The organism is Paenibacillus sp. B-A-8 (assembly GCF_048572915.1).
In the GTDB taxonomy this organism is placed as follows: domain Bacteria; phylum Bacillota; class Bacilli; order Paenibacillales; family Paenibacillaceae; genus Paenibacillus_AQ.
In genome coordinates, this window is sequence record NZ_CP183882.1 from 1,408,179 (window position 1) to 1,430,002 (window position 21,824).

The 21,824-nt window shown below is 45.7% G+C and carries 21 protein-coding genes; 15 read left to right on the forward strand and 6 right to left on the reverse strand.

Features of this window, described 5'->3' with window-relative positions; all coding sequences use genetic code 11:
* Positions 1-173: 173 nt before the first annotated feature.
* The 3 genes from ACN6MV_RS06315 to ACN6MV_RS06325 all read left to right on the forward strand — a co-directional run bounded on the left by ACN6MV_RS06315 (position 174) and on the right by ACN6MV_RS06325 (position 2,880).
* Complete coding sequence (locus ACN6MV_RS06315; protein WP_042124930.1) at positions 174-1,529, forward strand: glucose-6-phosphate isomerase; 1,356 nt, start codon at positions 174-176, stop codon at positions 1,527-1,529.
* A gap of 132 nt (positions 1,530-1,661) precedes the next feature.
* Complete coding sequence (locus tag ACN6MV_RS06320; protein ID WP_076118091.1) at positions 1,662-2,294, forward strand: YigZ family protein; 633 nt, start codon at positions 1,662-1,664, stop codon at positions 2,292-2,294.
* Between the two features lie 4 nt (positions 2,295-2,298).
* Entirely contained in the window at positions 2,299-2,880 is a 582-nt protein-coding gene (locus ACN6MV_RS06325) for a TetR/AcrR family transcriptional regulator (RefSeq protein WP_042124932.1), read from the forward strand.
* A 143-nt stretch (positions 2,881-3,023) separates the two neighbouring features.
* Here the strand turns inward: ACN6MV_RS06325 and ACN6MV_RS06330 are convergent, their stop codons facing one another.
* Positions 3,024-3,425 (reverse strand): secondary thiamine-phosphate synthase enzyme YjbQ, encoded by a 402-nt coding sequence (locus ACN6MV_RS06330; protein ID WP_076118089.1) that lies wholly within the window; start codon positions 3,423-3,425, stop codon positions 3,024-3,026.
* Positions 3,426-3,631: 206 nt separating this feature from the next.
* Here ACN6MV_RS06330 and cysT point away from each other — a divergent pair, with 206 nt between their 5' ends.
* The 5 genes from cysT to ACN6MV_RS06355 all read left to right on the forward strand — a co-directional run bounded on the left by cysT (position 3,632) and on the right by ACN6MV_RS06355 (position 8,594).
* The gene (gene cysT, locus ACN6MV_RS06335) at positions 3,632-4,447 is read left to right on the forward strand and encodes a sulfate ABC transporter permease subunit CysT (protein WP_042124936.1); all 816 of its coding nucleotides are present in this window, start codon (positions 3,632-3,634) and stop codon (positions 4,445-4,447) included.
* Positions 4,444-5,241 (forward strand): sulfate ABC transporter permease subunit, encoded by a 798-nt coding sequence (locus tag ACN6MV_RS06340; protein WP_419885940.1) that lies wholly within the window; start codon positions 4,444-4,446, stop codon positions 5,239-5,241. Before cysT ends, ACN6MV_RS06340 begins: the two co-directional genes overlap by 4 nt.
* 1 nt (position 5,242) lies before the next feature.
* Positions 5,243-6,307 (forward strand): sulfate/molybdate ABC transporter ATP-binding protein, encoded by a 1,065-nt coding sequence (locus ACN6MV_RS06345; RefSeq protein ID WP_042124940.1) that lies wholly within the window; start codon positions 5,243-5,245, stop codon positions 6,305-6,307.
* 218 nt (positions 6,308-6,525) lie between these two features.
* Entirely contained in the window at positions 6,526-7,593 is a 1,068-nt protein-coding gene (locus ACN6MV_RS06350) for a sulfate ABC transporter substrate-binding protein (protein ID WP_419885941.1), read from the forward strand.
* A 209-nt stretch (positions 7,594-7,802) separates the two neighbouring features.
* On the forward strand, positions 7,803-8,594 hold the full coding sequence (locus tag ACN6MV_RS06355) for an MBL fold metallo-hydrolase (RefSeq protein WP_419885942.1): 792 nt from the start codon (positions 7,803-7,805) through the stop codon (positions 8,592-8,594).
* Positions 8,595-8,636: 42 nt separating this feature from the next.
* Here the strand turns inward: ACN6MV_RS06355 and ACN6MV_RS06360 are convergent, their stop codons facing one another.
* Complete coding sequence (locus ACN6MV_RS06360; protein ID WP_042124945.1) at positions 8,637-9,848, reverse strand: sugar efflux transporter; 1,212 nt, start codon at positions 9,846-9,848, stop codon at positions 8,637-8,639.
* Between the two features lie 312 nt (positions 9,849-10,160).
* Here ACN6MV_RS06360 and ACN6MV_RS06365 point away from each other — a divergent pair, with 312 nt between their 5' ends.
* Both ACN6MV_RS06365 and ACN6MV_RS06370 read left to right on the forward strand, forming a co-directional pair.
* Complete coding sequence (locus tag ACN6MV_RS06365) at positions 10,161-10,730, forward strand: GNAT family N-acetyltransferase (protein ID WP_419886718.1); 570 nt, start codon at positions 10,161-10,163, stop codon at positions 10,728-10,730.
* Between the two features lie 18 nt (positions 10,731-10,748).
* Positions 10,749-12,548 carry an ABC transporter ATP-binding protein gene (locus ACN6MV_RS06370; protein WP_419885943.1) on the forward strand — a complete coding sequence of 600 codons (1,800 nt, stop codon included), beginning with the start codon at positions 10,749-10,751 and terminating at the stop codon, positions 12,546-12,548.
* 364 nt (positions 12,549-12,912) lie between these two features.
* On the opposite strand, the gene ACN6MV_RS06375 is transcribed toward ACN6MV_RS06370, so the two are convergent.
* Positions 12,913-13,716 carry a Cof-type HAD-IIB family hydrolase gene (locus tag ACN6MV_RS06375; protein WP_042124947.1) on the reverse strand — a complete coding sequence of 268 codons (804 nt, stop codon included), beginning with the start codon at positions 13,714-13,716 and terminating at the stop codon, positions 12,913-12,915.
* Positions 13,717-13,728: 12 nt separating this feature from the next.
* Positions 13,729-14,676: a DMT family transporter gene (locus ACN6MV_RS06380; RefSeq protein WP_076284092.1), complete on the reverse strand. Its 948-nt coding sequence runs from the start codon at positions 14,674-14,676 to the stop codon at positions 13,729-13,731.
* Between the two features lie 229 nt (positions 14,677-14,905).
* On the opposite strand from ACN6MV_RS06380, the gene ACN6MV_RS06385 reads away from it, so the two are divergent.
* A complete protein-coding gene (locus ACN6MV_RS06385) occupies positions 14,906-15,619 on the forward strand; it encodes a metal-dependent hydrolase (RefSeq protein ID WP_419885944.1) in 714 nt (237 codons plus the stop codon).
* Positions 15,620-15,704: 85 nt separating this feature from the next.
* On the opposite strand, the gene ACN6MV_RS06390 is transcribed toward ACN6MV_RS06385, so the two are convergent.
* Positions 15,705-16,706, reverse strand: a complete 1,002-nt coding sequence (locus tag ACN6MV_RS06390) for a lipoate--protein ligase (protein WP_042124951.1) — start codon at positions 16,704-16,706, stop codon at positions 15,705-15,707.
* Between the two features lie 225 nt (positions 16,707-16,931).
* On the opposite strand from ACN6MV_RS06390, the gene cobD reads away from it, so the two are divergent.
* From cobD to ACN6MV_RS06410, 4 genes are all read left to right on the forward strand, one after another.
* Entirely contained in the window at positions 16,932-18,020 is a 1,089-nt protein-coding gene (cobD, locus tag ACN6MV_RS06395) for a threonine-phosphate decarboxylase CobD (protein WP_419885945.1), read from the forward strand.
* Between the two features lie 575 nt (positions 18,021-18,595).
* Positions 18,596-19,333, forward strand: coding sequence for an adenosylcobinamide amidohydrolase (locus tag ACN6MV_RS06400; protein ID WP_076118075.1), 738 nt, complete (start codon positions 18,596-18,598; stop codon positions 19,331-19,333).
* 58 nt (positions 19,334-19,391) lie between these two features.
* Positions 19,392-20,351, forward strand: a complete 960-nt coding sequence (cbiB, locus tag ACN6MV_RS06405; RefSeq protein ID WP_419885946.1) for an adenosylcobinamide-phosphate synthase CbiB — start codon at positions 19,392-19,394, stop codon at positions 20,349-20,351.
* Positions 20,352-20,359: 8 nt separating this feature from the next.
* The gene (locus ACN6MV_RS06410) at positions 20,360-21,040 is read left to right on the forward strand and encodes a histidine phosphatase family protein (protein WP_419885947.1); all 681 of its coding nucleotides are present in this window, start codon (positions 20,360-20,362) and stop codon (positions 21,038-21,040) included.
* A 99-nt stretch (positions 21,041-21,139) separates the two neighbouring features.
* Here the strand turns inward: ACN6MV_RS06410 and catA are convergent, their stop codons facing one another.
* Positions 21,140-21,799, reverse strand: a complete 660-nt coding sequence (catA, locus tag ACN6MV_RS06415) for a type A chloramphenicol O-acetyltransferase (protein WP_341110970.1) — start codon at positions 21,797-21,799, stop codon at positions 21,140-21,142.
* Positions 21,800-21,824 lie beyond the last annotated feature (25 nt).

The following is a 21,824-nucleotide window of genomic DNA, read 5'->3' on the forward strand; positions in this document are numbered from 1 at the left end:
GGCCATGCCTATTGACGCGGGAAACGCTTCCATGAAACTTTCGAAAACTTGGTTCTAAAGCCCGGGATGTGCCCTAAGACCTTGCCAGTCAAGGCAAATTAAAGTATCCTAATTATAAAGTTGTAACAAGCGGTTTCAAATTTAAAGAGATAAACAGGAGGTTTCCATTACCGATGTCTAAGAAGATTAATTTTGACTACACCAAAGCCCTTTCTTTCTTCAACCAACAAGAAATTGACAACCTTGCCGCCCCAGTTAAGTTAGCACACGAACAGTTGCATAATAAGACTGGTGTAGGTTCCGACTATCTTGGATGGATTGATCTTCCATCAGCTTATGATAAGGAAGAATTCGCACGCATTCAGCAAGCTGCCAAGAAGATCCAGAGCGATTCCGAAGTACTGATTGTAATTGGTATTGGTGGTTCTTATCTGGGAGCACGCGCAGCGATTGAAGCGCTCTCGCATTCTTTTTACAATAACCTTTCTAAAGATAAGCGCAAAACTCCAGAAGTTTATTTCGCGGGTAACAACATCAGTTCTACATACATCACGCATTTGCTTGATCTAGTAGAAGGCAAAGACTTCTCCGTGAACGTAATCTCCAAATCCGGAACTACAACTGAGCCAGCTATTGCTTTCCGCATTTTCCGCGCAGCTCTGGAGAAGAAATATGGCAAGGAAGAAGCTCGCAAACGTATTTACGCTACTACAGACAAGGAAAAAGGTGCCCTTAAGAAATTGGCTACTGAAGAAGGTTATGAATCCTTCATCATTCCAGACGATGTAGGCGGACGTTACTCCGTATTGACACCTGTAGGCTTGCTTCCAATCGCTGTAGCAGGTATTAACATTGAAGAGATGATGCAAGGTGCTGCTGCCGCTGCGGATGAGTTCAATAATCCGGATGTAGCTACTAACCAAGCTTATCAATATGCTGCAGTTCGTAATGCTCTGTATCGTAAAGGTAAGACAACTGAAATCCTCGTTAACTATGAGCCTTCCCTACACTTTGTATCCGAGTGGTGGAAACAATTGTTTGGCGAGAGCGAAGGTAAGGATTTCAAAGGTATTTATCCTTCTTCCGTTGATTTCTCTACGGATCTACACTCCATGGGTCAATTTATCCAAGAAGGTAACCGTAATATCTTTGAAACGGTAATCCAAGTAGATCAAGTGGCTCATCATGTGACCATTGAGAACGATCCAGATGATCTGGATGGCTTGAACTTCTTAACAGGAAAGACTATGGATTTCGTAAATAAGAAGGCTTTCCAAGGTACAATGCTTGCGCATACAGATGGTCAAGTACCTAACCTTATCGTTACTATTCCTGATCAAACACCATACACATTTGGTTATTTGGTTTACTTCTTTGAAAAAGCTTGCGGCATCAGCGGTTACCTGCTCGGTGTTAATCCATTCGACCAACCAGGCGTGGAAGCATATAAGAAGAATATGTTCGCGCTGCTTGGCAAACCGGGTTACGAAAAAGAAAAGGCAGAGCTGGAAGCAAGACTTACAGAATAGTATTGCAGCAGTATTTTAGAGACCATTCATACTAGTGTAAGTCACCAGGAGCAGTCCATAGGTAATCCAATACCGGGGACTGCTCCTGACATTATATGAAGACATCATATGTATATAAGGACTGGAATAATTATGTTAGAACAATATCGGACGGTGCGCTCTTCCGGCTCCAAGGAAGTCGTAATCCGCAAATCTCGCTTCATTGGTCATGTTATGCCGGTTGAGAATGAAGAAGAAGCAATGTTGTTTATCGAAGACATTAAGAAGAAACATCGGGACGCAACGCATAACTGTTCTGCTTATGTGATTGGGGAGAGAGACGAAATCCAGAGGCAATCGGACGACGGGGAGCCGAGTGGAACAGCCGGCAAACCGATTTTGGAAGTAATTCGCAACCAGGGAGTTAAAAATGTCGCAATTGTTGTTACCCGTTATTTCGGAGGCATTATGCTGGGTGCCGGAGGGCTGATTAGAGCTTATACGGATGGAGCAGTGCTTGCGCTAGAAGCAGGAGAAGTGATCACCCGTGTGCTAAGACGAGAGGTATTCGTAGAAATTGAGTACACTTGGCTAGGCAAGGTTGAGAACGAACTTCGGGGAAGAGGTATTCAAACCGGCGAGACTTTGTTCACCGATAAAGTAACGTTGTTATGTTTACCGCGAAATGATGAGGGAGACGCATTTATGGCATGGATAACAGATCTAACCCAAGGGCAAGCCTTGGTAACGGAAGGGCGGCGGATTTACTACAGCGAAGGGGATTAGGTATATGGCAAGGAGAGCAGTGGAGCAGGAGTTGTCGAGGGAAAGAATATTAGAGGCCGCTAGGCATCTGTTTATTACCAAAGGGTATCGAGCGATTTCAATGCGAAGCATCGGTCAGCATTTGGGGTACAGCCACGGCTCTCTCTATTATCATTTCAAAGAGAAGGCGGAGTTGTTCTACGCCATTGTTGTCGAAGATTTTAATCATGTGGCTGCTTTACTGAGCCAAGTAATGAATAAGCCACCTGAAGAAGGCATGACTCGAGTAGAGCAGCTGATTATGGAGTTTATACGGTTTGGAATAGATCATCCTTATCAATATGAGATTATGTTCATGATTCGTGATGAAGAGCTACTGGCTTATTGTAGGGCAGAGCAGGGACGATGTTTTGATTTATTCTCAAGTATTGTACGCCGTCATATGAAGGAAGAGGGATATGTGTCCGAGGATTGGCAGAACGTGCCGCTAACCTTGTTCTTATCCGCTCACGGATTTATTTCTTATTATATCCAAGATAAAGTATCATTTGAGGATGTAAAAGAGGCAGCATCAGCTCATATCAAGGTTTTATGTCGCAGCCTTTAACATGCTGTTTTTTTTATAAGTTTATACTTTAAAGCTGTGCATTGGTATAACACTGCTTCTCTGCTTGGTCAAAGTAATATTTAATTCTAGTTATATTTTAATGGCCGCTCCGGGGCATAACGGAGCGGCCATTTGTATATTGTTTATCCCTCAATAATTTTTAAGAAACATTGTCTTCGTCTTGGTCCATCGAACTCACAAAAATAAATACCCTGCCAACGTCCGAGTAATACTTCACCATCATGGATAATTATACTTTGGGAAGGTCCTGTGGTAATAGATTTAAGGTGTGAGGCAGTATTGCCTTCAGCATGCCGATACTTCGGATGCTCCCAAGGGTAGACTTCATCCAAACGCATCAGAACATCATGCCTCACGTCAGGATCTGCATTCTCATTGATTGCAATTCCTGCGGTGGTATGTGGACAATAAACTACGATCACACCGCTTTGCACTCCGCTTTTTTTCACAAAAGAAATGACTTCACGAGTAATATCCCGTAATTCATCCCGTTTCGTTGTAGTAATCTCCAGTGTATGCAGCATAATCATTCCCCTTCCTGTGATGTGCCACTTTTTCCTATACTTTATTATATATATTTTACCCCAAATTCACTTGAAAGTAATTGACGGCAGCGAGAAGGATTTGGTAAAGTAGTAATATTATAAAACCAAGTATATAAATAGGAATAATTAATGAAGTTGTTGGTTAGTATACCGACCGGTTAGCCGGAGGTGGGAGGGCAAAATCATTGAATTCGCTGCTTAGACACAAAGGTTGGACTTGGGGTTTCCGAACGACAATTTTGCTCTATTTTGTAGTATTGATCGTGCTGCCTATACTTGGGGTCTATTACAACTCTTTTTCACTGGGTTTCGGTAATTTTGTGGAAAGCATAAGCGACCCGATTGCCTGGAAGTCGGTGCTGTTAACCTTAAAGCTGGCGATCATCGCTACTTTAATTAATGTCTTTTTAGGAACAATGATTGCTTGGGTTCTTATTCGTTATCATTTCATGGGTAAAGCATTGCTTAACAGTCTTGTGGATTTGCCATTTGCGCTGCCGACAGCAGTTGGTGGTTTGATGATTTTGCTCTTGCTCGGGCCTGGTAGTCTTATCGGCAAGGCTGCAGAAGCGCTTGGTTTTGAAATTGTTTTTCATCAGCCGGCAATTGTAATTGCTATGGTCTTCGTAACCTTTCCTTTCGTGATTCGAGCGGTTCAGCCCTTACTGGAGGAACTTGATCCTTCCGAGGAGGAAGCGGCTTATACAATGGGTGCCAAGGGAACTAGAGTCTTCTGGCATGTTATTCTCCCCTCTATGGCTCCTGGGATGATCAGCGGTGGAATGCTTGCCTTCTCGCGGGCACTTGCTGAATTCGGTGCTGTAGTCCTCGTAGCAGGCAATATTCCAGGTCGTACTCTCGTATCTTCTGTTTTTATTTTTGGTGAAGTTGAAAGTGATAATCCGGTGTCCGCAGCAGCGGTTTCTGTCATTCTCTTGACCTTATCTTTTCTCATTCTTTGGCTCATTAATATGCTGCAGATGAGGGGGAGACGCTCATGAGAAAATTGTGGATCGGACTCACTTACTTGGTGTTTTTCTTGCTAATAGCTGCACCCCTAGGAAAAATGGCTATAGGTGCTTTTAGTGAAGGATTCGGTGGTTTCTGGAATGCTCTGACTAGGCCTGAAGCGCTGCATGCGCTTATGATGACTGGGCTTGTTGTGATAGTAGTAACGTTATTAAATACTTTGTTCGGAATTATGATGGCTCTGTATCTTGTTCGGGCGAACTGGATAAATAGACGTCTAAAGGGCTTGCTTAACAGTATTGTTGATTTACCTTATGCTGTGTCCCCAGTTATTGGCGGGCTGATGATTGTCCTGTTGTTGGGTCCAGATAGTGCATTTGGTGCGATTTTTGAAGGGATTGGGCTGAAGATCGTCTATGCGATTCCCGGAATGATCATTGCCACCTTGTTCGTAACCTTTCCTTTAATGGTGCGTGAGGTGATGCCGGTGCTACAGGAGATTGGATCACAGCAGGAGGAAGCTGCTTCTACATTGGGCGCTCGTGGCTGGACTATTTTCTGGAAGGTGACTTGGCCTTCGATTCGTTGGGCGGTTGTGTATGGGGTCATCCTTACGGTGGCGCGTTCACTAGGAGAGTTCGGCGCGGTGCTCGTGGTCTCGGGTAACATTATGAACAAAACCCAGACGGCAACGACGCTAGTCTATCAGGATGTTGAGAATTTTAATGTAACGGCTGCTGGAGGAATAGCGCTAGTTCTGGCTGCATTTTCCGCAGGTCTACTGTTGTTGATGGAATGGACCAAGAGAAGAAAGGAAGTGCAGTAATATGCATGTTGAAGTGCGGGGATTAAATAAGCATTTTGGAGATTTTCATGCGGTCAAGGACGTCAATTTCACCATTACAAAAGGTCATCTGATCGGACTGCTTGGCCCGAGTGGTGGCGGTAAAACCTCAATTCTGCGTATGCTTGCCGGGCTGGAAACACCGGATAATGGCGAGATTATTTTTCATGGTCAGACAGTTAACAATCTTCCTCCTCAGGAGCGCGGGATCGGCTTCGTCTTTCAGAACTATGCATTATTTAAGCACATGACTGTTTTTGATAATATTGCGTTTGGATTAAAAGTTAAAAAGGCCAGCAAAACTGCGATTCGTGACCGTGTTATGGAACTGGTGGAGCTTACGGGGTTAAAAGGCTTCGAGAAGCGTTATCCGCATCAGCTATCTGGTGGACAACGTCAGCGTGTGGCTTTTGCTCGTGCACTCGCACCTGAGCCACAGCTACTGCTCTTAGATGAGCCGTTCGCAGCTATCGATGCGAAGATCCGTCAGGAGCTGCGTGCTTGGCTACGTGAGCTGATTGAGCGTGTTGGCATCACTTCCATCTTCGTAACGCATGACCAAGACGAAGCGATTGAAGTCGCGGACGAGATTATGATCATCAACCAAGGGCAGTTGGAACAAAAGGGTACGCCTTGGGATATTTATAAGGAGCCTAAAACACCATTTGTGGCAACTTTTATCGGGGAGTCGACACTGATTGAAGATGCTTCTGAGGTGAAGGGCTTTAAAGGCGCTGGAGACGGTAAACCTACCAAGGCACTTATTCGTCCTGAGTATATTGAAGTGGGTAACCTGCATGAGTTCAAGATGGCTTCAGCTACGGAAAAAGGGGTCGTAAAGCATTTGCATTTCCGTGGAAGTGAATGGCTTGTTGAGGTTGAAGTTAATGGTCATAAGCTGGTCACTTACCGTTCCTTGGAGAAAGAAACATTACAGCCGGGGCAGGACATCTCAGTCCTAGTGCACCGGGCTTACCTGTTTAATGATGAGCGAAGCTGGATCCAGGAGAACAACCTGAAAGAAGATCCGATGCCTATTTTTATTTAAAAATAAATAAAATGATTTTCAATTTTTTTGAAAGTAGCGAATGTGATGAGCTAGGTTTAGAGTAACTGAAGTATTGGTATAGAGTAATGGAGTGGAAGTCCAAACATTCCGCGTAATTACGGTAAATACCGAACGTTGGTTACTTGAATTTTAAGTTCAGCTAAAGAGCTACTTTCAAGGAAATATTAAAATCATTATCTCAAAGGATGTGGGCCGCAATGAATTTCAAAAGGAGCAGACAACTGCACGGATGTTTTGCTGCCCTAATGCTGGCCATACTCACGCTGGCGGCAGTCGGTTGCGGGAATGAGAAGGCGGTTACGACGATGGCAGATCCCTCTAAGCCAGGGGATGTCACGTTGGTCGTTGGCGCATACAGTGTGGCTAAGGATGCGATGAAAGATATTTTACCGTTATTTGCAGCACAGTGGAAAGCGGATACTGGTCAGGAGATTAGTTTTCAGCAGTCTTATGAAGCTTCCGGAACACAGGCACGTGCAATTGTGGGTGGATTCGAAGCGGATGTTACACTGCTAGCCATGGAAGGTGATGTCGAGAAGCTGGTTAAGGCTGGACTCGTAGCGCCAACGTGGAAAGAGCAGGGTGAACAAGGCATGGTGACACGTTCGGTAGTCGCACTTGGTACCCGTGAGGGAAACCCCAAAGGAATTTATGATTTTGCGGACTTAGCCAAGCCAGGGGTTAAAGTGTTATACCCAAATCCCAAAACATCCGGTGGTGCGCAGTGGGATATCAACGCGATCTATGGGGCTGGTCTGAAGCTGTCAGAGGAGCAAGAGGGGGTTAAGGATCCGGCAGCAGCCAAAGCTTTTTTGGAAAGTGTACATGCCAATGTGGAATCTCTGGATAAGAGCGGACGTGCGTCAATGGCTGCCTTCGAGTATGGAGTGGGTGATGTCATTGTCACCTATGAGAATGAACTGCTGGCCCGGATTGCTCAGGGAGTTAAATATGAAGTCATTATTCCTAAAAATACAATTCTGATTGAGAACCCGGCAGCTGTCGTAGAGAAGTATGCGGATGAGCATGGGACTCGCGCGGCGGCAGAAGCATTAGTTGATTTCTTGATAACCCCACAGGCACAAGAAATCTTCGCAAAGTATGGTTTTCGCCCCGTAGATAAACAGGTCTATGCAGAGAACAAAAGCCGTTACCCCGATCCAGCGGGCCTCTTCGATATTAATTATTTAGGCGGCTGGGATGAGGTGCGAAGCACGCTTTATTCCAAGCGGGGAATTTGGTATCAGGTACTTGCAGGAATATAGGTAGAGGTGTAAAAATAGAGTCATCCTAGCAGGGCTACTGCTTAAGGGATGACTTTTTTGACGAAAGTATATATTTTGGGCCCCCGCAAAGTACCTGGGTACGCATCGAAGCAAAGCTTCACTTTGTGGGGATATTTTGGTGAGCATCTTTAAGATAGACATATAATAATTTAAGACTACCTTGATGGGAACTGAAGGAGAGATGGGCTATGGATACGTTGGTGTTTTTGGGTACTGGGGATGCCATGGGTGTTCCTCGGGTATATTGCAGCTGCGAGACCTGCACAGAAGCAAGGGAACAGGGAAGCAATATAAGGCTGCGTTCCTCTGTACTTATAGATAATGGCAGTGACTTTCTAGTGATTGATTGCGGGCCAGACTGGCGACGTCAGATGGAGGCGCAGGGAGTACGGAATATGCGAAGACTGCTGGTGACTCACGCTCATTTTGATCATATTGGCGGACTGCCGGAATGGGCCGATGCTTGTCGATGGACGGGCATTAAGGGTGAACTTTATACTCCGGCAGAAGTCATTCCCATTATCGAGCGGCAATATCCTTGGCTGCGAAATCACATCGAGATGATTCCCTGTGATGAAGGTATAGAGCTGGACGGTTGGGAGATAGATACCTGGAAAGTGAACCATGGGAAGAATGGATACTCGTACGCTTTTCGGCTAGAGAAGGAGGACTACACATGGGTGTATTGTCCTGATTCCATATCTCTTGGGGCTGAGGAGACACGTCTGATGCATGGAGCCGACCTGCTGGTCCTTGGTACAAGCTTCTATTACGAAGCGGCAGAGCTATCCACTCGTTCTGTGTACGATATGACGGAGGCGGCGGAGCTGCTGCAAATCGTTAAGCCTACAAAGGCAGTATATACTCATATGTCGCATGATGTGGATATGAGACAGTCATATATTTTGCCGGAGAATGTTATACTGGCACAGACAGGTACGAGAATTCCACTACACAAAAAGCCCTTCTCTTCACATTAGAAGAGAAGGGCTTACAGGACAAAGATAGAGCCAATAAACAGGTTAAACGGTTAATTTATCTGATTCATGTACTGGTTGACGTCCGCTTACCGCAAGCATGATTAAGGCAATAGTGATGAGTACAAAACAGAGTACGAATGAATACCGGTAACCTACAAGAGTGGCTAATCCCCCGCCAACAAGACTGCCAATCAATCTGCCGATCGTGGATGAATTAGAGTACAGTGTAGATGCATACCCAGGCATGCTTGGAAGCAGATCCTGGATGTAGCTAATGCCAATCGCTGAAATAACAGCAACGAAAACGGCGAGTAGAACTTGGGCTGCAAGCATCTGCCACATCGCGCCAGAGAGAATGACAACGAGATAATAAGCGCCGCCTAGAATCGCCCCACACATCATCAAGGATCGATTACTGTACTTTGCACTGAGTAGACCTAGCATAATCATAAATGGAATTTCCAGCGCAGCACATATACTGCTGACTAGACCGACATCGCTTGTCGTTCCTCCTAGATTGTTTGTAATAAAGAGGGCTGTATTAATGCTACTCGTCCAGTGCGCTACATACATGAGTATCAGAATCAGAAAAGGCAGCAGAATATTACGGTTCTGAACGAGTCGGAAGCTTTTTACTTTTACTTCAGCCTTGTTGCTGCTCAGCTCTGTATTTGATTTGAGAAATAAGAAAACGAGTAAGGCAACAAGCAGGAAAACTCCGATTGTACCCGAGAAAATCCCCTTAAACCCAACAGCAGCGATTAGCAGGGTGCCGATTAAAGGGCCTGTAATAAAGCCGAGAGAGAAAGCAGATCGCAAGGTAGAATTCGCAAACGCTGTATCCGTAAAATCACTCTTATTCACTGCTTCTCTAGCAATGGCGAACAGTTGAGGCATCCCTGGTGCACCGAGAGCGGTGAACACAATCATGTAGATGAACAAGATCGTAAAATCCTGAATGAGCAAGTACCCGCCAAAAGCCAGTGCATTACAGAGCGTGGCAACAAGATAAATATGTTTTCGATTCAAGCCGAGATCAGAGCGTCTCCCGATAAGCGTACTGATCCATATGCCGGCAACTAATGTGGTAGCTAGAAAAATACCAAACATCCCGACAGATACGCCAAGCTGTTCCGTGAAATAAATGGATAAGAAGGGTGTGCTGAGTGAAATCCCCATTCCCTGCAGTAGCATACACAAAAAGAGTAAGGCATAAGAGGGAATAGAAAATAGTGCAGTAAGTCTTTTGATCATGTTGTGAAGTTACTCCTCTATTTTTGTTAAGATAGTCAAACTGGTTATAGTATACATGAAAAAGACAACAACAATATATATGCGATTTAACTAGAAACCTCAATGATTTGGTTTAAGCTGTGACTTTTCTATGATACAAGGGGGATATCATTCGGGCAAATTCAGCCGTTTGCTGTCCCTTTTGTGATATCTATTGCATTCAGTATTCAGAAGCATGTTTATACTTTATAATCAGAAAGTATTACCGTCTTATATTTACAGATATAGAATAATTATCAATAATGGAAAGGGGAGTACCAAGTGGCTAATCCTATGGATCCGATCCTGATTGAATTTCCTGAGAGCTTTGAGACCGAGCGTCTGCTCATTCGTGCCCCTTTGTGGGGGGATGGCGTTAGTATGAATGTGGCTATAGGTGAAAGTTTAGAGGAATTGAAACCTTGGATGCCTTTTGCTCAAACGAGTCCGACTTTGGATGAATCGGAGAGATTCACACGTGAGGCTAGGCTGGATTTTTTAAAACGTAATCAGCTGCATATGCGCATTTTCAATAAGACTACGGGTAGTTTTATCGGTTGCAGTGGCCTGCATCGTATAAACTGGGAACTGCGAAATTTTGAAATTGGTTATTGGATTCGAAGCTCCTGCGCGGGTAAAGGTTATATGACCGAAGCGGTGAATGGAATCACCGATTTTGCTATCAGGGAATTAGAAGCTAATCGCATCGAGATTCGGTGTAGTGCACGAAATATCAAAAGTGCTGCAGTTGCTGAGCGTGCAGGGTATACACTGGAGGGTATTTTACGGAGAGAGCGCCTTGGGCTAGATGGGGAAATACATGACAGCAAGCTATTTGCGAAGGTTAGAGGTGTGGAATTTTAGGGGGAGAGGGCTGATTTTTTGAAGCAAAAGGGTGTTTTTTCAAGATTAAGTACATACATGTTAAGGCATAAGCTCTTATATACGGTTTTATTATTTACGACTTTATTTGGGATTGTTCTGGATCTAACGATTGCTTGGCTGCTCTCAGTGATTACAGATGCTGCGGTTAGACTCGATGTGAAAGCTTTTAAAGGGCTGGTTATATTCGGTTTAATTTACTTATTAGTGAGTGCAATTAACGGTTTCATCGATCGGTATCTCAAAAATAAAATCTCTGCCAAGATCAGAAATGAGCTGCGGCTGGATATGATGCGGCATACCTTAGCACTTCCTCAGTCTTATTTTGACCGTAATCATTCCGGGGATTTATTGTCCCGCTTTACTAATGATAATCAATCTGTGGGTAATGCTACCGGCGAGGTAATGATTGATCTGATCCGTAACCCTTTGCTTGCTCTCGCGGCTTTTGGTTATTTGCTCTATATTAACTGGCTACTGGCACTGATCTGTTTTGCAATGGGACCCTTGATGTTCCTAACGGGAAAAATCTTCGGTTCAGCGATGCGTGAGAACAGTGTGAGGATTCAGAATCATATGAGCAAGATTACTTCCTTTTTGCATGACATTCTAGGTAGTAGTATGGTGTTTAAATCTTTTTCCATCGAACGCAGACTAATGAAGCAGTATCAGGAGCATAGTGAAAATATTACTTCCGAAGAATTGAAGCGGGGAAGAATTGAGGGAGCTACCGGCTCATTCTCGTCGTTTTTAGGAAACTTCACGTTTCTTCTTGCGCTGGTCGTGGCTGGTTATTTTGTGGCCAAAGGATCCCTTGAGGTCGGTGCGATGATTGCCTTCATACAGCTCATGAATTATCTAGTCATGCCGTTCTCGGCATTACCAGGACTGATCAATTCGATGCAGCAATCACTTGGGGCGGCGGGACGAATCTTTGAAGTGTTGGATAGCCCTGTAGAAGTGAAGGCTCTACCCGAAGCAGTGACGAAGCAGCCTGAATTTGAGCGTATGGTCATGTCCTCGGTATCCTTCTCTTATCCGGGAGCAGAGAAACACAGCTTGAACAAGATCAGCTTAGAGCTTCACAAAGGGGCTCAAATGGCGATTGTGGGACCGAGTGGTGGAGGGAAATCTACACTTTTTAAAGTATTGCTTGGGTTGTATGAACCTGATGAGGGTGAAGTTCTTATAAATAATGAGAAGATAAGTGAAATGAGTCTTGCTAAGCTTAGGAGTCACTTTGCTTATGTGCCGCAAGAGTCCGGGCTGTATACGGGAAGTATCCGTGATAATATTCGGAATGGAAATCCGGATGCAGGTGAGCAAGAAATTCTGGAGGCTTTGCGACAAGCAAACGCTTATGATTTTGTGATGGAGTTGCCGGAGGGCCTTGATACAGATATCGGTGAGGAAGGTTCACGCTTGTCCGGTGGACAACGTCAGCGGCTATCGATTGCAAGAGCGATTCTTAGGAACTCTCCAATTTTGCTACTAGATGAAGCTACTGCAGCGCTTGATAATGAATCGGAGAAGCTGGTGCAGCAGGCGATTCGTAAACTAATGGGAGACAAAACCACACTTGTTATCGCCCACCGTCTATCTACGATTCAGAATGCCGATATCATTCTAGTGATGGAGAATGGTGAAATTGTAGAGAGCGGTACCCACGAAGAATTGCTTACGGCGGAAGGAAGATATCATGGCTTGTACTATTCACAGCTGGAAGAGGAAGAAGCTGGCGAGAGCGGGCATGAGGTAATGGAGTTTGCATCAACAGGAGTTCCAAGCTTACTGAAATAACAAAAGGGTGCTGTAACGTCAGATATTATGACGTTACAGCACCCTTTTGTTAAGGAAGTGAATTTATATAGATTGAACTTTAACTCTATATAAGTTGAACTTTAAAACATTCTAAAAAGGGAAAGGCGACGGAGGGGAAGTTTGGAACTGTAGGAGCGATAGCGACCGCCTGAAAGCTTTCCAAAGGAAAGCTCGCATCGGAAGCATAAGCTGTCACCGGATTTCAACCGTGAAACACGGTATATAATCAAAGAAATCTGGTGACAACAGCGGCCGGAAGTCCAAAAATTCCCCGCAGTCACGCACTTACCTTAATAGAAAAATCTTAAGTTTAACGTATATAAAACTATTAAGTTCAGCCGATTTAGTTCACTTTATTGAGAATGAATTTATCAATCGCGTATTTTACGCCATCTTCATTGTTGCTTAGGGTCACGAAATCAGCAATTTCCTTCAGCGCAGGAATAGCGTTAGCCATAGCAACACCAAGCCCTGCAGCCTCCAGCATTTCATGATCGTTCCAAGAGTCACCCATAGCCATAGTCTCGGAGAGATCACAACCAAAATGATTGGCTAGGAATTCAAGCGCAATTCCCTTGGTTCCTTCATGATGCATGATTTCTAGGAATTGTGGTTTGGATTTGGTAATATGCACGGAATCGCCGAGCAATTCACGTAGAATTGGAGCAAGCTCATCCAAGAATGCAGGATCATCGATAATGAGCATTTTTGGTGTTTTTTGCGGGACAAGCTTCTCCCAATCTGGTTCAATATAATATGGTGTTTTGTTCAGGTCTGTATAATCTTTAATCTTCTGGTTGTCTTCACGGGCATACAGCTTGTCGTCAATGTAAGTTTGCAAATGCAGATTATGCTCGACGCAGTAAGTGAACAGCTTGTGTACCGCATCTTGTGGCACGTAACGCTCATATAGTACCTTTTCATCGAGCAAGTTCTTAACGAGTGCGCCTTGGTAAGTGATGATTGGCACGTTAAGTCCAGTTTGACGGGCAATGGCTTGTGCAGAAGCATAAGCTCGGCCAGTAGCTAGGGTTACAACAACGCCAGCGGCTACAGCCTCTTCAAGCGCAGTCTGTGTAGCGGGAGTTACTTCCTTGTCATCGTTAATTAGAGTGTCATCAATATCAATCGCGATCAATTTGTACATTTGTCTCTCTCCTTATCTCTTTCTAAATAAATGTAATTTGGAAAAATAATTCTTCTTATGTTGATTCTGACCCGGTTCCGGACTCAGCTCTGCCATAAGCATAGCTCCCAGAATACAACCACAACCGAGCAGAGCGGACATACCAAGCGTTTCTCCGCCAAAGGCTAAGCCTGTCAGCACAGCGAATACAGGTTCTGTGGCATAAATAATGGCTACCCGGGAAGGCGTAGTGTATTTCTGGCAGGCGGTTTGAATCCAGAAAGCAAAAGCACTGGTAGGGCCAATAGAGATTAAAAGCGCCCAGAGAACGTCTGGGTCCTTGATAAGCTCTGCGCTGTGTGCCAGCGGTGCAGCTCCTTCAAAGATAAGCGAAGCGACAATGCTGAACAGTCCAACGAAGGCGAGCTGCAAGGTTGCCAGCGGCAAAGCCGGATAATGAGGTGCATAAACGCCAGTATATGCGACTTGCAGGGCAAAAGCTATGGCGCATAGCAGGATAAGAGCATCACCTTTATTCAGGGACAAAGCAGAGCCTGTGAAGGTCAGCAGGTAAAGACCTACTGCGGCAAGCGCCGCGCTGAACCAAGTGTAACGTGAAATGGCATGCTTTAGTAGCGCCAGAGAGAGAAACGGAACCAATACGACCGATAGCCCGGTAATAAATCCGGTATTGGAGGTGGTTGTATATAGAAGTCCCATGGTCTGGAAGCCATAGCCCATAAACAAAAAAAGGCCTAGCAGCAGAGAATCGCGTACCATGCGGAAGCTTAGCTGCTTCCACTCCTTGCGGTAAAAAATAAAAGTGATTAGAGCCAGCAACAGGGCAGCACCTGTAAAGCGGATGCTGTTAAACGCGAGTGGAGGGAGCACTTTGACAGCATTTTGAACAATCAGAAAGGTGCATCCCCACATCATCGCCACAAGTAGCAGGCTGAAATCGGCCATACGGGAACGCTTCACTTCTAAGGTCATCCTCTCTTCGGCAAATGCCGTCCTTGTAAGAACGACAAGGTCAAGTTGTCCAAATTGTATCGTATATTCATGGGGAGGACAAGATAGGAATCGCTCAAAGGCTTATATTTAAAGGGATTTAAGGGATTAGGCTAGACAAAAAAACAGGGTCTTGATATACTTCGATAACCGCACATTTGTTCTTGTTTTTCGCATCTTAGAAAGGAGCGGTTTCACCATGATGGGCAGATCCCATTTAATAATCAGCACTGGGGTTACCCTATCTGTAATTAGCTTGATGTCACACGAGATTACGGTTCCAGTTATTGCGGTCGCAGCGTTAAGCTCTTTGCTGCCTGATATCGATGAACCGAATTCGCTGCTCGTGCGCAAGGCGATTCCAGAGTTTCTATTGAGAGCGCTGCAAATTGCTTTGATAGGCGCGGCAATTTATCTCTATTTTGCCGGAATCGTGGAACGCCCTTGGAATATTGTGCTGGCATTGCTTGTAGGTAGTGTATCATTCCTTCCAAGCCGAAAGCTGCGCCATTTGGTCATGATTTTAATCGCCATAGCACTTTTTGCCTTCGGGGAAGCCTATGATCCATGGAACTACATTGCAGCGTGCGTGCTCGTCGTTTCATCGATTGTCCCACACCGTGGCCTGACACATACCTTGTATGGTGTTGCGGGCTGGAGCGCCTTATTGTATTTCGCCTCAGCCGGTATAAATGACGGTGGCAGTCTATGGATAGCTGGCGGTATGTCGTATGCACTTCATCTACTGGCAGACTCCCTTACTCAAAGAGGAATTACACCATTGCCGCCAATCCCCTTTAAGCTGCGTCTCAAGCTAATGAGTACAGGCACGAAAAAAGGTGGAGCCGTAGAGAACATCTGCATCATGCTGACTCTAGCGTTCGTTGTCTATGTATTTATACTTTCTCCTTGAACTAAAATGAATATGAAAGAGGGGCTTGTCTATTCTTTACGCAAATTGCGCAGAGGATAAGCAGGCCCCTTTATTTTTTGTATAACTATTCCTCTAAGAAAACCAGTCCGATAAAGTCCTCCGGTTCAATACGTCCGAAATAATGCTTCAGATCTAGATGAGCTAATGCTTCTCTAACTTCAGCCTCGTCATAACGTTTGCCACGAAGGGCATTTTCAACATCGACTACGTCACCAACCCCAAAGAAGTCACCGTAGATTTTGATGTCCTTAATGAGGGAATCTTCAATATCCATACGAATATCAATAATTCCAGCAGGGAATTTGCGTGTGTGTTTGACGTTACTTTTTGGCGACAGACCGTAGTTCCAATCCCAGTTCTGATAGTGCTCTTTGGAAATTTCGTGGATTTTGACCCAGTCTGCTTCCTGAAGTTTGTACTGAGGAACCTCGGATGGCTCCATGCCAAAGATCGAACGCAGCAAGCCGGAGCGGAACTCTTCAATGGTCATGTCTGTACCTAGCAGCTCTTTGATGTTGGCTACGCGACTACGTACGGATTTGGTGCTCTTCGATTTGAACTTCTCTGGATTTACTTTTAGAGAGGCTTGTACATTGTCCAAATTGAGATCAAACATCAGTGTGCCATGGCTGAACATGCGTCCACGTGTGGAGAATTGAGCGTTTCCGGAAATTTTTTGTTCGCCGACTTGAAGGTCATTCCGTCCACTAAGCTCAGCGTTTACACCCATACTTTGCAAGTAGTCGATCACCGGCTGGGTGAATTTCAGAAAGTTATGGAAGGATTGGCCGTCGTCCTTGGTAATGAAGCTGAAGTTTAAGTTTCCGAGATCGTGATAGACAGCTCCACCGCCGGACAAACGACGCACAACCTTAATATCATTTTCTTTAACATATTCCTGATTGATTTCTTCAATCGTATTCTGGTGTTTACCGATGATGATAGATGGGCTGTTAATATAAAAAAGCAGGTAACTCTCGTCCATCGGCAAGTGTTTCAGCGCATATTCCTCAATCGCCAAATTGATGGAAGCGTCAGTAATCCCTGTGTTATCAATAAAAATCATAGTGAATTCCTCCGTTGCAGCAAAATTGATTACAGTTCTCATTTTAAACCAAAAGCGGTTTTTTAACAAAAGAGATAGCTTCGTAGTTCTGAAAGAGGGTTTGGGTAGAGGCGGGATTCAGATGATTCCTCCGGGGAAGCATTGACGTATTTCCGGCAAAGACGCAATAATGGTGGCAAAGACATAGATATTGAGCAGGAGATAGTTGATAGAGGGAGTGTAAATATGCTTGAAAAATACGGCCATGGCGGTGATTTGCTAACGGCTTCGGAACTATATGAGGAAGCTGGCGGCACATTTCTCGATTTCAGTGCCAACATCAATCCTCTCGGGCCTCCACCGGCGGTCTTGGAGCTGCTTAAAACAGCATTGTCTACGGTGGTTGCTTACCCGGACCCTGGACACCGACGCTTCAAAAGCCTGCTAGCAGAGGATCTCGGCATAGATAGTAGCTGGTTGACCGTAGGTAACGGAGCAGCAGAATCTATGGCATTGTTGCTCCTTGCGATCGTCCCGAAAAGGGTGGGCATCGTAGAACCTTGTTTCTCTGAGTATAGACAGCTTTCTGTGCAATTCGGTGCAGAAGTATTATCTGTTCAGGGGACAAGGGAACAGCAGTTTCGAGCTGGAGTGGACGAGATTGCCGGGCTGCTGGAGAAGGTTGAGCTGCTGTTCCTTGGACAGCCGAACAATCCTAATGGCGTTCAGTATGCGGTGGATGAACTACGCTGGCTAGCGCAGAAGGCAGAGAGCTGCGGAGCTTATTTAGCTGTGGATGAAGCTTTTATTGATTTTATTCCAGAGGCTGAACGGAATACGCTGCTGCCGGAGCTGAAGCAGTTTCCGCATACGATACTGGTACGGTCGATGACGAAATTTTACGCGATTCCTGGACTGCGTCTTGGGTTTGCAATTTCGCATCCAGAGCTTGCAAAGGCGATGACCGCAAAGCAGGTCACTTGGAGCGTGAACGGCTTGGCGCTGCTAGCCGGTGAAGCTTGCCTTGAGTGTGGGCACGAGTATGAACGTCGCACGCGCGAGCTGATAAAGGCGGAGCGTGAGCTGCTGCGGCAAGGCCTTATGCAGCTGGGCTGCGATGTGCCGCCAGGAGAAGCCAACTTTCTGCTCTGTGGTCTGCCTTCGTCATGGAGCGCGGCGGAGATGCAGACCCGTCTTGGGCGCACCGGTATACTGGTGCGCAGCTGCGCTATGTACCCAGGTCTAGGAGAAAGGCATATCAGGGTTGCCGTTAAGGGACATGAGGATAATGTCCGACTGCTGAATCAGATGGGGAAGATTCTGGCGGGGAAGTGACTGGTGCAGCGCAGGGTGCTGATGGGGTACCATTTACATGATTGGTGCAGTGGAGATGGTTGGGAGTCAGCTGCCTGAGTGATTCATGTTGCGCAGAAGGCTGAGAGTAAACTGCTAAGTGGTCTATATAGCGCAAAAGAATAGGGTTTGAGGCCGGATTGGATGCTTCAGCTCGCATGCCCAAGGTTGTGACATATTTTGATTAGGTGTTTTTTGATGGATACCCTCGAAAGTGAATTCTGTTGTATTTTGTACAACAGAATACGCCTAGGATGAGTAGAAATTCGATTCTATAGCACTCTGTACAATAGAATTTTGAAAATTGGCGCGAAACAGACCCTTACGTGACATTCTATTGCACGAAATACAACAGAATGGATTTTGCCAGTGTATCTAGCTAAATCTGTTGTACAAAGTGCAATAAATGGGTTGAGGGACAGGTGCTAAGGTGGATATAGAATATTTGCTGAATTAGAGGAATAGGCGATTTATGAGTGAGAGGGCTGGGAAGAGAAAGAGCGGCCGTGGAGCTGGTTAAAGAAACGGATGAGCGTTGAAAGGAGCTGGATCGGGAAATGGTGCAAGTGAAGATTCCATTTAACCTCGCTGGAGGCGTAAAGGAGTACCACTCGGCCATCTGGCCGGGGCTTGCTTTACAGTGGAAGGGAAACCATCTGCTACTAGAGCTGCCTGCTGAAGCAGATGGTTTATCGAGTGCGTTCTATGGTGGAGGAATGAATCGACTAGAGAGGGCTGTCAATTTATATGTTGACCGCAATTATGAATGTAGTGATCCAGTTCAGGATATGGAGAATAAGCTGCGCAATTGGGGTTATTCATTATCTGGCTGTGCGGGTCTGATGACGGCTGTACCGCTTGAGCATGCAGCGGTAGCTGAAGAAGACACTGGCTCCGCGGGGATTTTTGTTTGCGTTACTGCTGCCGCAGGAAATGCTGCGCGCGCTGGTGTGGAACGCAATGTGCTAGCTGTTTATCGACCGGGTACGATTAACATAATGCTAGGTATTGATGGCCGCCTGACACCGGCGGCCATGGTCAATGCTGTGCAGACAGCTGTCGAAGCCAAAGCTGCTGCTCTGGCCGATCTCGGGATTACCGATCCCGAGAATGGCTTGATCGCAACCGGAACAACTACGGATGCGATCGTACTGGCTGTGAGCCAAAGCGGGCGATACAATGCAGAGCATGTTTACGCCGGAACAGCTACCGATCTGGGGGGCGCTATCGGCCGCCTTGTGTATAGCGCTGTGACAGGAAGCTTGCTGTCGGTGCAGGCAAGGAAGGACAGCTAATGAGAATGAATTGCTGGAATTGCTGGAGATGTTGGAGATTGTTCAGAGGTGATCGCCTGTGACAATCGCATTGGTACTACTTGCGGCTTATGTGATTGACCGGATCGTAGGTGATCCGCGGAGCTTGCCCCATCCTGTAATTGGAATGGGCAAAGCGATCACGGCTCTGGAGCGGATGATCCGCCTTCTATGGTCCCGTCCGCAAAGCCTGCGAAGAGCGGGGATATTACTTCCGCTGTGTGTGGCGGGCGGCGCTTGGGCACTGACTGCCATTCTTCTATGGCTGTTGTCGTTTATCTCACCTTGGCTCGTCTGGATAGCCGAGGCATGGCTGATTTCAACCACGATTGCCTCCAAGGGGCTAAAGGATGCAGGGATGGCGGTGTACGTGGAACTCCGTAAAGGTGATATTCCTGCAGCTCGCAAGGCACTGGGGATGATCGTGGGACGTGATACGACCACACTAGATCCCCCGGAAATTGTGCGCGGCACGGTGGAGACTGTAGCAGAGAATATCGTCGATGCGATTATTTCTCCATTGTTCTACGCGCTCATCGGTGGCGCGCCGCTTGCTATGGCTTATCGGGCAGTCAACACGCTCGATTCCATGGTGGGATATAAGAATGATAAATACCGTGATCTCGGCTGGGCATCCGCTCGGTTAGATGATGTCGCCAACTTTATTCCAGCGCGGATAACGGCACTGCTCTTGGCTCTGTGTGCATGGGTGCTTCATCTGGATTGGCGGAGATGCCTGCAGATGGTGAAGCGGGATGCACGACTCCATCCAAGCCCGAATAGCGGCTATCCAGAATCTGCTGTTGCAGGCGCCCTCGGTATCCGGCTCGGTGGCGAGAACGTGTACCATGGTATGGCTTCTTTCCGGGCATACATGGGTGACCCGGTACGGTCTATGGAGCCGGATGATATTATTCAGACCTCGCGGATGATGATGCTCTGTTCTTCAATATTTGTTGCTGTCTGCGCAGCTATAGCGTGGATCTGGATCGGGGGCTGATGCTAGACATGGCGTTTCCTCTTATAGAGCTAGAACTAGTACTCGTTCGCCACGGGCAAACTCAGTGGAATGCAGAACATCGTTACTTAGGACATACGGATCTCCCACTGCTTTCAAGTGCAGTGGACCAGCTATCTCAGCTAAAACAGCCGCTTGGTTGGTTGACCGAACAGGGGCTTGAAGCATCAAATGGCTTTTTGCGTGTATATTGCAGCGATTTGCTTAGATGTCGGGAAACACTAGCTTACATATCACCTTTGCTAGAGAAGGTAGCTATCTACGATCAGCGGTTGCGTGAAATGAATTTTGGAGCTTTCGAAGGTTGTACTTATGAGGAATTGAAGGATAATTCACTGTATAGAAGCTGGATTGATAATCCTTCCACGGTTACACCACCAGATGGAGAAGCATGGGCGCAGTTTGACGAACGGGTGCGCAGCTTTCTATTAGATTTGGGCCGAGCGGCTGAGGATCCATTTGTGCAGGCATCAATTAAAGAAAACAAGGATAAGGTAATAACAAACAGGGTGCTGGTAGTCACACATGGTGGTGTTATCCGAAATTTCCTTGCACAGGTAGTTCCGGGAGTCACATTCTACAGCGCTGTTGCGCCTTCTCCAGGAACAGCAATGGTACTCAAATTATTCTGGCAGAACGGGAAATGGTCGGCAGATCTTTCGGGAGATTGATGAGAAAATCAAATAAAAAAGGGTTCTACATATTAGACATATCTAATATGTAGAACCCTTTATGTTTAACTATCGTTCGACTTCAGCGGAATAACGAGGTTAATTGTTGGACAACCATTCCTCACAGGTATCTGCAAGTAATTGTAATTCATTATACAGCATGCTCGCATGGTAACCGTCACACACGGCATGGTGGAATTGCCCCGATATTGGTAATAGTATTTTTTTGTCTTGATGAAAATATTTTCCTATAGTAAAGATGGGAAGTAGGAAAGTTCCCTCGTTATACACGTTCAGGTTAAAGCTCGTGAAGCTGACCCACGGAATACTAGAAATAGGGAAGGTGTTCGGTGGTTCGTTTGCTTTAGCGATAAATTGTTTTACACTTCCGTACATTTTCATATCATCCAGATAACGGTTATAGAAATCATTAAACTTTTCACCGTACGAAGTCCAGATGCTTGAGAAAGTCTTATCATCATCATGGAAAATTGTAAAACTAGGTGACAAGCTATCCCAATAACCTAATCTTCCTTGAGAATCAAAGCATGTGCGGAATTCACTATGACGGTTCACCACCGTAGTTATCATGTGGATTAGTGCTGGGTACAGCTTAATTCCCTTATGCTTAAGCTCTGACAGTAGAAGGGTGATATCAATATTTACGGTCATGCTATAGGTACATCTGACATTGTTTAAATAATGCTCAAAATAGGGTTTTCTGCTCCAGTTATCCATGACAATCGGGTTAAAAATCATTTATTATGACCTCCTAAAATTAATT